Here is a 14,000-nt window from a genome sequence, read left to right as displayed (position 1 = left end):
CCCCTTCCTCGGCAGGGTCCGATGGGTAGAAGGGACAGTCACCACACCGCGTCCACCGAGAAGTACGCGGCGCCTGCGAGGACCAGAGGGAGCCATGGCATCAGGTGGGCGAGGTCCTTGCCATAGCCAAGGCGAGGACGGTCAAAGGCGAACGCGTCAACGCCCAGAGCGAAGGCCTCCGGCCTACTGCCAGGAATCCGCCTGGCTCCGCCCCCGCCGTCGGCCCCTGATCACGGCATCCAGTGACCAGTAGGGCGCTCCGGCCAGCACGAGCGGCACCCAGCAGAACATGTACGGGAGATCGTTGCCGTAGTAGTACGGGTCCGCGGCCCAGCTCATCGTCAGCCACAGGCTCAGGGAGATCAGGGCTCCGCCGAGGGCGGCCAGGCGGGCGAGGAGGCCGATGAGGATGCCGATGCCGACGGCCAGTTCGCCGAAGGCGATGGCGTAGCCGAAGCCGACGGGGCTCTTCAGGGCCATGTCGATCATCTCGGGGATCGCCGCGGAGTCCCGGACGTTGCGCATCTGATCGCCGATGGAGCCGGTCCCGGAGGCCTTCATGAAGGCGCTGTCGGTGAGTTTGTCCAGGCCGGCGTAGATGAAGGTGACGCCGAGGAAGAGGCGCAGTGGGAGCAGGGCGTAACGGCCGGCGGTGTCCCGCCAGCTCCGGTTGCCGTCGTAGTAGGGGGTGTGCGTGTCCGTACGGAAGCTGTGCGTCATCGCTCTGAGCCGCCTCTCACCCAGCGTGCCGTGACCCCTCAGAAGACGATACGCACGAACAGGAGGTGCCGCTCAATGCTGACGCCGACCTTTTCCGCGCCTGGGGCACGCTCGCGTCGCGGCAGGGGACGTTCGCGGAGAGGCTGGGGAAACCGTCCTCGTGGTCCTCGACGGGGTCCGCCCACCAGTCCCGGTCGATCGCGCCCCGCCCGCTCAGGCCCTGCCCCCACAGGCCCCGCTCACCCCTCACTCCGTCGCTCCGTCGCTCCCTCACTCCGTCACATCGATCCCGTACCGATTCGTCTCCACCCCCGCCGCGGTGACCACCTGTACCTCGACCCGCCCGGGCTCCACATCCGCCGGGACCGGCACCGTCAGGACGGCGTCCGTCGGGTTGCTGAAGCCTCCGCTCACCGGGACGAGGGGGACGTGGACGTGGACGGTGCCGACGCGGACCGTCATGCGGGACAGGCGCTCCGCGCCCTGCGCGCCAGGGGGGACGAAACCGGCGCCGCGGATCTCGATGTCGTCGCCCGTGCGGATCGGGGCGTCGAGGTCGCCGGGCTCGCGGGCGCGGACGACGGAGAGGATGACCGGGCGGCCGCCCTCGGCGTATTTGCCGGCCACGTAGGTCGCCGCCGAGATGAGGACGACCACCGCCAGGCCCCAGGGGAGGTCGGGGAGCTGGTCGGGACGGCGGGCCAGCCGTACCGCCGCGAACAGCAGGGCGACGGTGCTGATCACGACGTACTGGATGTCGGCGAAGGTGCCCCGGCCCGCGTCGTCCGTCAGGAGGTCGGCGGCGCGCGGACGGTCGGCGCGCACCTTCTGGAGCCGCTGTCCCAGGACACGCAGGCCGACCACGCGCCGTACCAGGACCGCGATGCCGCACACCACGGCGAGGACGGTCACCACACCGGCGCCGCGGGCGAGTTCAAGACCGCGGATCAACGCGTCGCGTTCCGGAGGCGAGGAGGCGGCGGCGAGGCGGCCGACCAGGACCAGCACGGCGTACACCACGAACAGCACCCAGCCCACGGCCACCGCGCGCGAGGTGGACAGCCGGTTGTCCTCGCCGATCACGGGCGCGAGCGCGCCGCCCCGGGCCCGGTGGAACCAGGACGCGGTGGTCAGCGCGCCGGCCGTCAGCAGCGCGGCCAGCAGACCGGCGGTGCGGGCGGAGGTCCAGCCCGCGCCGATCGCGGTGAGCGCCTGGACCAGCAGGAGGGCGATCACGCCGGCCCACACCGTGCACGCCGTACGGCTCCACAGCCGCACCAGCCACGCCTCGCCCTCGGCGCGGCCGCGTTCGGCGACGAGTTCCGCGGACTGGGTCAGCTCCTCCGACACCCACTGGCGGGAGGCGGAGGCGGAGTGGGCCACGGCGGCCGGCAGCCCCTGTCCGGCGGCGAACTCGTCTCGTTTCAGCAGGAATTCGGCGACCGCCCGCCGATGTCCCGCTCGCGCCCCGTGCGGACAGTCCCCGCAGGTGCAGCCGCCCCCGTGAGCGCCCCCGTCCACGCTCTGTCTCGCCTCCTGCACCGCCACGTCCGACGCCCGCCTTCCCCGCGATCTCCACGCGCTGCGGCCCCTGCCGAAGCCTCGGCGACCGCTCTGCAACTCCCGTGCGATGACAGCGAATTGTGCCCTACGCCACTGGGTGCCCGTCCGGCAGGTCTGGTCAGGGCGGGTGAAGACGGGACCGCCGTGTTGACCCGGCTGCGAGAATTTCCCTATGGCCGAGATCATCCAGCGCGACGGGACCTGGGCCTTCGACGGCACAACGGTCAGGATCACGCCGGGACTCCACCGCTCCGTGCCGCTGTTCCGGCAGACGTACGGCGAGATCGCCGTGCCCCTGGAGGCCGTCTCGAGCGTGGTCTACGAACCCGAACGCAAGCGCGGGCGGCTGCGGATGCGGCTGCGCGAGGGGGCGGATCCGCTGCTCCACGCCACGGGCGGACGGCTGCCGGACCCGGCGGACCCGTACCGGCTGCTGGTGGACATCGACCGTGCGGGGGTCGCCGAGTACGTGGCGGAGGAGATCCGCCGGGCGCTGCTGCTCGACCAGGTCCCCAAGGACCCGACGAAGACGTACCTGTTGGCGGGTCCGCCGGTCCCGGTCTCGGTGCGCTCCTCCGACGGCACGGTGTCCTTCGACGGTCTCCAGGTGCGTATCGACTGGTCGGACACCTCGGACCGGGTCAAACGGGCGACCGGGCCGCGGATCATCGCCGTCGGCGACCTCGTGGGGATCGAGTGGCTGCCCAACTCCGGCTACGAGGACGGCTTCCTGCGCTTCGTGACGCGCGAGACGGCGTTCTCGAAACTGCCGCCGGAGAAGGATCCGTACGCTCTGGATCTGTGGGGCAGCGCCCGCCGCGACCTGCTCACGGCCCTGGTCGCCACCGCGGTCACCGCCCGTCTCCCGCACCCCTCCACCCGCACCGGCGACGACCACGCGCAGGACCGCCCCGCCCGGCTCCCGGCGGCCGTCCCGCGGGCCGATCACCACGACGTACTCCTGCGCAGGCTCAGAGAGCTGGGCGAACTGCACCGCGACGGGGTCCTCACGGACGAGGAGTTCACGATGACCAAGGCGGCCGTGCTCCGGGGTTTCTGAGCTCGCTTGACCATGGGGCTCGGCCGAGTGGGGCTCAGCTCAGCAGATCCGGCTCACTGCGGCTGATGTCCTGCCACAACGGCTGATAGTTGATCCACGCCACCAGGTCCCCGCCCAACTGCTCCCGCGTCGCCACCGCCGCCTTGTGCTCGATGAGGACCGGACGCCCGGCCGCCCGGGCCGTCAGCTGGACCTGCGAGGACCGTTCCATGGACAGGAACCACCAGGCCGCCGCGTCCACCGAGTCCCCTACGGTCAGCAGGCCGTGGTTGCGCAGCACCAGAGCCTTGCGGCAGTCGAGCGCGGCGGCGATCCGCCGGCCCTCGGCGGCGTCGACGGCGACACCCGAGTACGCGTCGTAGACGGCGTGGTCCTCGTAGAACGCGCAGCTCTCCTGGGTGATCGGGTCCAGGAGCTCCCCCAGGGCGGCCAGCGCGCGGCCGTGCACGGAGTGGCAGTGGGCGACCGCGACGACGTCGGGGCGGGCGGCGTGGACCTGGGCGTGGACGGCGAACGCGGCCTGGTTCACGTGGTAGCGGCCCTCGATGACCTGCCCTTCGGAGTTGGCGAGGACGAGGTCGCCGACCGTCACGTGCTTGAAGGGCATCCCGAAGGGGTTGACCCAGAAGCAGTCGGTGAACTCCGGGTCGCGTGCGGTGATGTGCCCGGACACGCCGTCCTCGAAGCCCAGCCGTCCGAAGATCCGCAGCGCTCCCGCGAGCCGCTCCTTGCGGTGCCGGCGCTCGTCCTCGACCGCGTCGTGCATCGGCGGCATCGCGAACTGGAGGCTGTCCGTGGGAAGGGGTGTCGGCGGGTTGGGCCCATACGTCCCGTGCATCTGTCCTCCAGCACTGGGGTTGCTTTACGGGGCGGAAGTTACCGCCGGTCAGCGCAGGAGAACAGAGCCGTTATGAAAAGATGACGTGCGCAATCGATCCGGTCGGCGCCACTTCCCGCAATTCGGCGGCAATACGGACAGCAGATGTCGGGTATCAGCGCCAGACTCGCCGTATGACAGCAGACTGGGCGGCCTTCACCGCCGCCGAACCCGACTTCGCCAAGCGGGTCGAGGAGCGCTTCGGCGCCTTCACCCACCACACCCTGGCGACGCTCCGCAAGGACGGCTCCCCGCGCACGAGCGGCCTGGAGGTCCGTTTCCTGAACGGTCAGCTCTGGCTCGGCATGATGCCCGACTCGCTCAAGGCGCTCGACCTGTTCCGCGACGCGCGCTTCGCGCTCCAGGCGAACCCCGGTGAGGGACAGAGCCTGGGCGGCGGGGACGTCAGGATCAGCGGGCGGGCGATCGAGGTGGTCGACGCCGAGACGAAGGCCGGATACGGCGAAGAGGTGGAACCGCCGGAGCCGTTCCACCTCTTCCGCACCGAGCTGACGGAGGTCGTACGGACCTACGTCGAGGACGACAAGTACCTCGTCGTCCAGGTCTGGAAGCCCGGAGAGCCGGTGCGCACCCTCAAGCGGACCTGATCGGCGGGATCTACTCCCACTCGATGGTGCCCGGCGGCTTCGACGTCACGTCGAGGACCACGCGGTTGACGTCGGCCACCTCGTTGGTGATCCGCGTCGAGATCTTCGCCAGCACCTCGTACGGCAGGCGCGACCAGTCGGCGGTCATGGCGTCCTCGGAGGACACCGGGCGCAGCACGATCGGGTGGCCGTAGGTGCGGCCGTCGCCCTGGACGCCGACGCTGCGGACGTCCGCGAGCAGGACCACCGGGCACTGCCAGATGTCCCGGTCGAGGCCGGCCGCGGTCAGCTCCTCGCGGGCGATGGCGTCCGCGTCGCGGAGCAGGTCGAGCCGCTCCTTGGTGACCTCGCCGACGATCCGGATGCCGAGACCCGGGCCGGGGAACGGCTGGCGCTGGACGATCTCCTCCGGCAGGCCCAGCTCCTGGCCGACCATCCGGACCTCGTCCTTGAACAGCTTGCGCAGCGGCTCGATCAGCTGGAACTCGAGGTCCTCGGGGAGGCCGCCGACGTTGTGGTGGGACTTGATGTTGGCGGTGCCGGTACCGCCACCGGACTCGACCACGTCGGGGTAGAGGGTGCCCTGGACGAGGAACTCCACCGCCGGGCCCGCGTCCGCGATGATCTCCGCCTGCGCCTGCTCGAAGACCCGGATGAACTCGCGGCCGATGATCTTCCGCTTCTCCTCGGGGTCCGAGACGCCCTTCAGCGCGGTCAGGAAGCGCTCCTCCGCGTCGACGACGACCAGCTTCACGCCGGTCGCGGCCACGAAGTCCTTCTCGACCTGCTCGGTCTCGCCCTTGCGCATCAGCCCGTGGTCGACGTACACACAGGTCAGCTGGTCGCCGATGGCGCGTGCGACGAGGGCCGCGGCCACCGCGGAGTCGACGCCGCCGGACAGACCGCAGATGGCGCGCTTGTCGCCGACCTGCTCCTGGATGAGAGCGACCTGCTCCTCGATCACATTGCCCGTGGTCCAGTCGGGCTTCAGACCAGCGCCCCGGTACAGGAAGTGCTCCAGGACCTGCTGGCCGTGCGTGGAGTGCATGACCTCGGGGTGGTACTGGACGCCGTAGAGCTTCTTCGCGTCGTTCTCGAAGGCGGCGACCGGGACGACGTCGGTGGACGCCGTGACGGCGAAGCCCTCGGGGGCGGCGGAGCAGGCGTCGCCGTGGGACATCCACACCGACTGCTCGTCCGGGGTGCCCTCGAAAAGGGTCGAGCCGGCCTTCGAGACGTGCAGCGGCGTACGGCCGTACTCACGGGCGCCGGTGTTGTCGACCGTGCCGCCGAGGGTCGTGGCCATCAGCTGAAAGCCGTAGCACATGCCGAAGACGGGGACGCCGGCCTCGAAGATCGCGCGGTCCAGGCGCGGGGCGCCCTCCGCGTAGACCGAGGAGGGGCCGCCGGAGAGGATGATCGCCGCCGGGTTCTTGGCGAGCATCTCCGCGACCGGCATGGTGCTCGGCACGATCTCGCTGTAGACCCGGGCCTCGCGGACACGGCGGGCGATGAGCTGGGCGTACTGCGCGCCGAAGTCGACGACCAGAACGGTGTCGGGGGCGGCGGCGGGGGTCGCTGATGACACGGGTTGCCTTCCGGCGGTGAGCGAGGTGTGTGTGGGGCCGAGTCTACCGGGCGCGGCGGGGCCGCTTCCGGGGCAAGTCCCGTCTCACGATGCGAACCGGGTTGGACGCCCCCGCGCGGCGCGGCATACTGCTCGCATGCTCACGCACCCGACCTTCCTCTTTACCTATGGCACCCGGCCCGCCGGCTGCCATGGTCGTGCTGCTTGAGCTACTGACAAGCGACTTCCCAGGCGCCCCGGGCCGACAAGGTCCGGGGCGCCTGTCGTTTCCTCCGGACCCTGCCGCTCCGGGGCACCTCGACCCCTTCCAGACGAGGAGCTCCCCATGACCGCCATCGACGTGACCGGCGCCCGTACCTCCGAGGCCGCGGACGTGATCACCGGCGCCCGTGAGCGCATCGACGCGCTCGACGACCGGATCATCGGTCTGATCCAGGAACGGATGGCCGTGTCCGCCGTCATCCAGGAGGCTCGGATCACCTCCGGCGGCCGGCGCGTGAACCTCTCCCGCGAGATGGAGGTCCTCACCCACTACAGCGAGGCGCTGGGCAAGCCGGGCACGTCGCTGGCGATGACCCTTCTCGAACTGTGCCGGGGTCGTATCTGAGTTCGGGCCCCTCCTCACCCGTACGGCGCGTGACCGGGACGCGGACCGCTTCGTTGGTGGGGTGTCCGCGCCAGCCAGGGGCGGGCCCGACAGAACCACGCGTGGCTCGCTGGGGCGATGAGACGTACGGATCGTGCCGTACGTCGTGGGACCTCGCTCCAGGTAAGTGACCGGACGGCAGGGGACAGCAGCCCGGTCACCCAAGAGAACGGTCGGCTCCGGGGACGCTCGGGGCCGACCGACGGGAAAGTGCACGGACCAGCGCAGACCAGTACCAGGCAAAGTGCGGGAACACGTACAAGACCGGGCCAAACGGTTGCGGTGGCCGGGTCCATCCAGCACGATGCCTACACAGCCCAAGTCCCCTCGCAGACAACCACATTGCCTTTGTCTTCCCGCACTGCCAGAGGTCGAGACCAGCTGTGCGCCCCGTCTGCGCCGGGGCGCCGACCCGGGCAGGCGAGGCAAGCGGCGCAACCCCCCGGCGCCGCTCCCAGGCACCGGCGCTGCCCTGACGCCGGTGCTGACGAAAGAAGGGCCCCGCGGCTCCGTCCCGCGGGGCCCTTCGCATGCGCCCGGACAGACATACGTCAGACACGGACATATGTCAGACGCGGGAGACCGTCCCGCAGTCCTTCCCCTGACCGATGTCCTTGCTGCGGTCGTACGGGTCCGACGTCGGGCCGGACGGAGGCGCGCTCGTCGGGGCGTCCGAGGGGAACTGCGGGTGGAACCAGCCGTCGTGGACGTCACAGGCCGAGTTGCCGGCGTCCCGGTCGTGCCGCAGCACGGTCAGCTTGCCGGGCGTGATGTCGTACTTGGCCGGGTCGGAGAGTTCGACGTCGAGGACGCGGCGGACGATGGTGCGGGTCACCTCGGGCGAGCCGTCGGTGCGGACCACCGGGTAGACGAAGGTGTAGTCGGCGTGGACGGCGACGGCGGCGCCCTCGCCCGCCTCGAACGTCATCCGGCCGCGGACCTTCACGACGTCGCCGACCGGCCGGACCTCGTCCGGGTCGAAGCGGCTGAACATCGCCAGCGGGTCGTGCTTCTCGTCCGGTTTGCTCAGGGCGGCCCTGAGCCCGGAGAGGACGTCCTGCTGCTTCGGGTCCAGTATGTTCAGCGCCGTCTCGGGGCGTTCGCCCCGCAGCGTCGCCGGGTCCAGGTTCGAGGAGATCAGCAGCTTTCTGGTCAGCTGGAGGGCCTGTGCGACGTCCGCCTTCGACCGTCCGCCGACCGCTTCCGCCTTCGGCGCGAGTATACCGGCCGCGCCGTCGGCCCAGCGCTTGGCCGGGGAGCCGGCGAACGGGTCGTCCAGGGTGGGTGTCGCGGGCGCCGCGGAGGAGGGCGGGGCGGTCGGGGCCGCGGTCTCCTCGGGGAGCGGTGCCCCGGCGGACGAGTCCGAGGAGCCACCGCCCAGGCCGGGCACCAGCGAGGGCTTGAGCGCCACGACGACCACGACGAGGGCGAGAAGCAGACCGAGGACCGCCCACACCCGTCGGCCGCGCTTCCTCTCCAGCACCGGCGGACCCGCGCGCCAGGCCTCGGGCGACTCGCCCCGGGACTCCTGCTGCCGCAGGCGCTCCGTCACCAGGCGGGCCCGCGCGGAAGGCTCTTTCGGAGCCTCCTTCTCATTGGCGCGAGCGAACTGTTCCCAGACGTCGTCGGGGACTTCGGGGGTCGAGGAGGAGTCCTCGGACGGCTTGTCAGACACGACGGCAGTTCTAAGGGCTGGGAAAGCTCTTTCACAAGCGCAATCCGGATGTGACTCAGGCCACATAAGGTTTCTGTGAATGCGGGGGCAACCATTCACAGGCTTCACGAATCAAACCAGGCGAACCAAGGGCCACACCCGCGCCCCACACGCGGGGCCCACACCGCCCCACTCGTGTGCTGCGACGCAGCGCACCGGACGTCCTGAGGTCTTTCATGAAGCTTCGCCGTGCCATGGCCGCAGCGGCCGCGACGGCTGTCATAGCCCCCCTCGCGCTGCTGTCCGCGCCTGTCGCGTTCGCGGACGACACGACTCCGACCCCCACCGAGACGGTCACCACCACGCCGACGGACGAGCCGACCGACACGGCCGAGCCCACCCCGACGGACACTTCGCTGCCCACCGACACCGCGCTCCCGAGCGACACGGCGACGGCCACCGCCACGGCGACCGACACCGCCACGGCCACCGCCACGGCGACCGATTCGGAGGAGCCCGAGCCCTCCGAGCCGGCCGAGCCGAGCGAGGAGCCGACCGACCCGGACGTCCCGTACTGCGAGGAACTCGACGAGGACTTCACGGACGCCAAGGTGTCCGCGGACATCAAGGGTCTGCCGGGCAAGATCGTCGCCGGTGACGGCTTCCACAACTTCAAGCTGGTCGTCACCAACGACTCCGGCACCACGGTCGACGGCGTCGCGTTCTACGCCGAGATCGAGAACTACGAGCTCGACGAGGCGAAGTTCCTGAGCCCGTACGTCGACCTGGAGTTCAAGAACACCGAGACGGGCACCTGGGACCGCATCGGCGACGAGGACTGGGCCGGCGACTACTTCTTCTACGTCGACTCCCTGAAGGCCGGCAAGAGCAAGTCGGTCGACCTGCGCGTCAGCATCGGTTCCAAGGCCCCGGCCGGCGACTCCTACTCCTTCGGCTCCGGCGCGTACCTGGACAACATCGACGGCCAGGACTGCATCGCCGAGGGCTGGGCCCAGTATGACTTCGAGGTCCTCAAGGCCGGCTCGGACAACCCGAACCCGGGTGACGCCACGCCGAGCGACAACGGCTCCAAGGACTCGGTGAAGAAGCCGCAGGGCGATGTCTCCGAGCTGCCGACGGGCAACCTCGCCGACACCGGCTCCAGTTCGGCGCTGCCGACCATCGGTCTCGTCGGCGGTGTCGCCATCGTCGCCGGCGCCGGCGCCGTCTTCGCGATGCGTCGCCGCAAGGTGGGCGCGGAGGGCTGAGCGCCCCCAGAAGCATCACCGCAAGAAAAAGAGAGAAGGACCTGCGTTCGGAGGGGGATGCAGGTCCTTCTCTCTTTGTGTGTCCGGGTGTGTGTCCGCTACTTCTTCGGCGGCACCGCCGGTATCCCCAGGAACGGCAGCCGCAGCGCCCCGAACGCCTCCGCCGGGACCGCCGCCGACTGCGGCTCGACCGGCTTCAGACGCTCGTACGCCGCTCCCTGCGCCGGACGCGGGTCCGCCTCGCCCTTGTTGGGCCAGTACGACATCGCCCGCTCGGCCTGTGCGGTGATCGTCAGGGACGGGTTCACCCCGAGGTTCGCCGAGACCGCCGCGCCGTCGACGACCGAGATGCCGGGGTGGCCGTAGAGGCGGTGGTACGGGTCGATCACACCGTCCGCGGCGGTGGCACCGATGGGACAGCCGCCGAGGAAGTGGGCGGTGAGCGGGGTGCCCATCAGCTCGCCTACGTTGGAGCCCGCGAAGCCGTTGATCTCGGCCGCGATCGCCGACGCGCCCTCCGAAGCGGCCCTGATCTGCTTGGGGTTGGGGGCTCCGTGGCCCTGGCGGGCGGTGAGCAGGCCCTTGCCCACGCCGTCCGGCTTCAGGTACGTCGTCAGGGAGTTGTCCAGCGACTGCATCACCAGGCCGATGATGGTCCGCTCCGACCAGCGGCGGTTGGAGAGGGAGCGCAGCACCAGCAGGGGGTGCCGGGCCGCGTTCGCCACCCAGCCCAGGACCCGCGACGAGCCCTCGGTGTAGGGGACCTGGAGGATGGACAGGCCGCCCATCGAGTTGGAGCCCTTGCCGTAGCGGACCGGCTCGATGTGGGTGTTCGCGTCCGGGTGGATGGACGAGGTGATGGCGACGCCCTGGGTGAAGTCGGCCCTCTTGTCGCCGGTCGCCTTGCGGTAGCGCCGGTCGCTGGTCTGCGCGCCGACCAGCGCCTCGGAGTTGGTGCGGGTCAGCTCGCCCAACTTCTCCGAGAGGTGCGGCAGTTGACCGCCCGCCTTCATACGGTGCAGCAGGGTCTGGGTCCCGTAGGTGCCGGCGGCGAGGACGACACGGCGGGCCTTGAAGGTCCGGCCCCTGCCCTTGCGCTTCTGGTCCGTCGGCAGCGTGGCGATCGCGTACCCGCCCTGCGAGTCGTCCGTGACCGAGACGACCGTCGTCATGGGGAACACGACCGCGCCCGCCTTCTCGGCGAGGTAGAGGTAGTTCTCGTTGAGGGTGTTCTTCGCGCCGTGACGGCAGCCGGTCATGCACTCGCCGCACTCGGTGCACGCCTTGCGGTCAGGTCCTGCGCCACCGAAGTACGGGTCCGTGACCCGCTCGCCGGGTTTCGCCTTCCCCGCGCCGTCGGCGTCCTGCCCGTCACCGAAGAACACCCCGACGGGCGCCATGTGGAAGGTGTCACCGACGCCCATCCGCTGGGCCGCCGCCTTCAGATGGACGTCGGAGGGGGTCATCGTCGGGTTGAGCCGTACGCCGAGCATGCGCTGCGCCTGGTCGTAGTACGGCTTCAGCTCCTCTTCCCAGTCCGTGATGTCACGCCACTGCGGGTCCTCGAAGAACGGCTTCGGGGGTACGTAGAGCGTGTTGGCGTAGTTGAGCGAGCCGCCGCCCACGCCCGCGCCGGCCAGGACCATGACGTTGCCCAGCAGATGGATGCGCTGGAGGCCGTACATGCCGAGCTTGGGGGCCCAGAGGTAGTTCCTGATGTCCCAGGAGTTCTTGGGAAGGGACTCACGGGTGAAGCGGCGGCCGGCTTCCAGGACTCCTACGCGGTATCCCTTCTCGGTGAGGCGAAGGGCCGTGACGGAACCGCCGAAGCCGGACCCCACGACGATGACGTCATAGTCGTAAGCGTCTTTGCTCACGCGCTTTCTCCTCTTGCCGCTTACCGGAACCGGAACGCCTTCATGAGGCGCAGGCTGCGGCTCATGAACTGCGCGTACGCCTCGTCGTTCATCCCCAGCGACGGCGCCATCGGCAGCAGCCGCTGCTGGGCCACGGTCTGGGCCTCCGTGTACTTGAGGATGCCCTCTGAGCCGTGCCGGCGGCCGAGCCCGGAGTCCTTCATGCCGCCCATCGGGGACTGGACGCTGCCGTAGGCGGGCGCGTAGCCCTCGTTGACGTTGACCGTGCCGGTACGCAGCCGGGAGGCGACCTGCCGGCCGCGCTTGCCGTCCTTCGTCCAGACCGAGGAATTGAGGCCGTACGACGTGGAGTTGGCCTGCGCGACGGCCTCGTCGTCGGTCTTGAAGCGGTAGATGGAGACGACCGGGCCGAAGGTCTCCTCCGCGCAGATCGCCATGGGCTCGGTCACGCCGTCGAGGATCGTCGGCTCGAAGAAGTACGGGCCGATGTCCGGGCGGGCGACACCGCCGGCGACGACCTTGGCGCCCTTGGAGACGGCCTCCTCGACATGCCGGGAGACGGTCTCCAGCTGGCGGTCGCCGACGAGGGAGCCCATGTCGGCGCCGTAGGCGAGGGACTTGCCGAGCCGCATGGCCTTGGTGCGGGCGGCGAAGCGCTCCAGGAAGGCGTCGGCGATCGCCTCGTGGACGTACAACCGCTCGATGGAGATGCAGAGTTGGCCGGCGGAGGAGAAGCAGGCGCGGACGGCGCCCGCCGCCGCCTTCTCGATGTCGGCGTCCTCAAGGACGAGCATCGCGTTCTTGCCGCCGAGTTCGAGGGAGACCCCGACGAGGCGGGCGGCGGCGCCCTGGGCGACCTCGCGGCCGGTGCGGGTGGAGCCGGTGAAGGAGACGTAGTCGGCGTGCCGGACGACCTCGGGGCCGACGACGGGGCCCTCGCCGAGGACGACCTGGAAGACGTCGGCGGGCAGCCCGGCCTCGATCAGCAGATCGCGCGCCCACAGGGCGGTCAGGCAGGTCTCGGTGTCCGGCTTCATCACGACCGCGTTGCCCGCCACGAACGCCGGCAGCGCGTCGCCGACGGACAGCTCCAGGGGGTAGTTCCAGGGGGCGATCTGGCCGACCACGCCTCGCGGGTGGCGCAGCTCGGTGACCTTGGTGAGGGTCGGCATGGCGCCCGCGTGCCGCTTGGGCCGCAGATAGGAGGGCGCCCTGCGGCCGTAGTGGCGGGCGGCGACCGCGACGGCCTGCACCTCCTCGTGGGCGTGCAGACGGGCCTTGCCGGTCTCCAGCTGGATCAGGTCGAGGACCTCGGCCTGGCGGGCGAGCACCAGGTCGTGGAAGCGGAGCAGTACGGCCGCGCGCTGCCGTACGGGCGTCTGCTCCCACAGGGCCTGCGCCTTGCGGGCCGCCGCGTAGGCCTTCTCCACGTCCTGCGGCGTCGACTCGGGCAGGTCGGCCAGCTTCTCGCCGGTGAACGGCGTGTGGTTGGCGGTGCGACCGGAGCCGACCACACCCTTGGTGAGCTGGGCTACCAGCTCGGGGGTGACCACGTCGGCGGCGGTCCGGGCGCCCTCAGGGGCGGGGGCGAGGGGGTTGGTGGCCTGAGCCGAAGCCTTCGAGTCCGTCATGACGCGCAGGGTATGCCGGAGCGGGAGCTTTGGGTACCCGTCGGTAATCGGGATTCACGGAGTACTCACATGCCGCCAGCGATCACTGGCGGAAAAGCCGCTGATCAGCGCGTTGGCCGGTGTCGATCACCGGCCGCTCACTCTTTTCCGATCACGAGCCGGTCGCGGGCCGCCTTGTACAGCGCCATGCCCTCCTTCTCGGCCGCCGTCCCCTTCGGCATGTCGACGCGGAGCTCGTAGAGACGGCCGTCGTCGGTCATGACGGACAGCTGCATGACCCGGACCGGGTCGGCGCCCTTGTCGTCGTAGGCGGTGTCGGCCTGGACGGCGTACGCGCCCCCGAAGCTGGTCTCCGTGAGCCGCGTCTCGGCCTCTTCGTGGGTCGCCCAGGACTTCTTCTGCTGGTACGCCCGGCCCATGGCGGAGGTGGAGGGCTGGTCCCACAGGCTGAGGCGGAGGTCGATGCCGCCCTCTCCGTAGATCACCATCCGCGGCTGGTCGGTGGCGC

General features: G+C 70.4%; 11 protein-coding genes and 1 pseudogene. 4 read left to right on the top strand and 8 right to left on the bottom strand.

The features are described 5' to 3' along the window. Positions 1-183: 183 nt before the first annotated feature. Together HLK59_RS42055 and HLK59_RS42050 are read right to left on the bottom strand one after the other, a co-directional pair. Positions 184-720 carry a DoxX family protein gene (locus tag HLK59_RS42055; protein ID WP_171146941.1) on the bottom strand — a complete coding sequence of 179 codons (537 nt, stop codon included), beginning with the start codon at positions 718-720 and terminating at the stop codon, positions 184-186. Between the two features lie 270 nt (positions 721-990). Next, positions 991-2,268 (bottom strand): hypothetical protein, encoded by a 1,278-nt coding sequence (locus HLK59_RS42050; RefSeq protein ID WP_171146940.1) that lies wholly within the window; start codon positions 2,266-2,268, stop codon positions 991-993. A 187-nt stretch (positions 2,269-2,455) separates the two neighbouring features. Here HLK59_RS42050 and HLK59_RS42045 point away from each other — a divergent pair, with 187 nt between their 5' ends. Beyond that, entirely contained in the window at positions 2,456-3,343 is an 888-nt protein-coding gene (locus tag HLK59_RS42045) for a DUF4429 domain-containing protein (RefSeq protein WP_171146939.1), read from the top strand. Between the two features lie 34 nt (positions 3,344-3,377). Here the strand turns inward: HLK59_RS42045 and HLK59_RS42040 are convergent, their stop codons facing one another. Further along, positions 3,378-4,181 carry a class II aldolase/adducin family protein gene (locus HLK59_RS42040; protein ID WP_171146938.1) on the bottom strand — a complete coding sequence of 268 codons (804 nt, stop codon included), beginning with the start codon at positions 4,179-4,181 and terminating at the stop codon, positions 3,378-3,380. Between the two features lie 173 nt (positions 4,182-4,354). Here HLK59_RS42040 and HLK59_RS42035 point away from each other — a divergent pair, with 173 nt between their 5' ends. Further along, positions 4,355-4,828: a pyridoxamine 5'-phosphate oxidase family protein gene (locus HLK59_RS42035; protein ID WP_171146937.1), complete on the top strand. Its 474-nt coding sequence runs from the start codon at positions 4,355-4,357 to the stop codon at positions 4,826-4,828. Between the two features lie 10 nt (positions 4,829-4,838). On the opposite strand, the gene guaA is transcribed toward HLK59_RS42035, so the two are convergent. Next, positions 4,839-6,416 (bottom strand): glutamine-hydrolyzing GMP synthase, encoded by a 1,578-nt coding sequence (guaA, locus tag HLK59_RS42030; RefSeq protein ID WP_171146936.1) that lies wholly within the window; start codon positions 6,414-6,416, stop codon positions 4,839-4,841. 325 nt (positions 6,417-6,741) lie between these two features. Here guaA and HLK59_RS42025 point away from each other — a divergent pair, with 325 nt between their 5' ends. Continuing rightward, positions 6,742-7,023 carry a chorismate mutase gene (locus HLK59_RS42025; RefSeq protein ID WP_171146935.1) on the top strand — a complete coding sequence of 94 codons (282 nt, stop codon included), beginning with the start codon at positions 6,742-6,744 and terminating at the stop codon, positions 7,021-7,023. Between the two features lie 607 nt (positions 7,024-7,630). Here HLK59_RS42025 and HLK59_RS42020 read toward each other — a convergent pair. Next, complete coding sequence (locus HLK59_RS42020) at positions 7,631-8,737, bottom strand: hypothetical protein (protein WP_171146934.1); 1,107 nt, start codon at positions 8,735-8,737, stop codon at positions 7,631-7,633. 215 nt (positions 8,738-8,952) lie between these two features. Here HLK59_RS42020 and HLK59_RS42015 point away from each other — a divergent pair, with 215 nt between their 5' ends. Then, a complete protein-coding gene (locus HLK59_RS42015) occupies positions 8,953-9,984 on the top strand; it encodes an LPXTG cell wall anchor domain-containing protein (RefSeq protein ID WP_171146933.1) in 1,032 nt (343 codons plus the stop codon). A gap of 98 nt (positions 9,985-10,082) precedes the next feature. Here the strand turns inward: HLK59_RS42015 and HLK59_RS42010 are convergent, their stop codons facing one another. From HLK59_RS42010 to HLK59_RS42000, 3 genes and pseudogenes are all read right to left on the bottom strand, one after another. Continuing rightward, a complete protein-coding gene (locus HLK59_RS42010; RefSeq protein ID WP_171146932.1) occupies positions 10,083-11,861 on the bottom strand; it encodes a GMC family oxidoreductase in 1,779 nt (592 codons plus the stop codon). Between the two features lie 20 nt (positions 11,862-11,881). Then, positions 11,882-13,492: a succinic semialdehyde dehydrogenase gene (locus HLK59_RS42005; RefSeq protein WP_171146931.1), complete on the bottom strand. Its 1,611-nt coding sequence runs from the start codon at positions 13,490-13,492 to the stop codon at positions 11,882-11,884. A 137-nt stretch (positions 13,493-13,629) separates the two neighbouring features. Further along, positions 13,630-14,000: pseudogene (locus tag HLK59_RS42000) on the bottom strand (serine/threonine protein kinase); the annotation flags it as partial.

Origin of the sequence: Streptomyces sp. S3(2020) (assembly GCF_013044505.1) — a bacterium.
In the GTDB taxonomy this organism is placed as follows: Bacteria; Actinomycetota; Actinomycetes; order Streptomycetales; family Streptomycetaceae; genus Streptomyces.
Note: the sequence above shows the minus strand (reverse complement) of the source record. Positions and strands in the feature narration are given on the sequence as shown.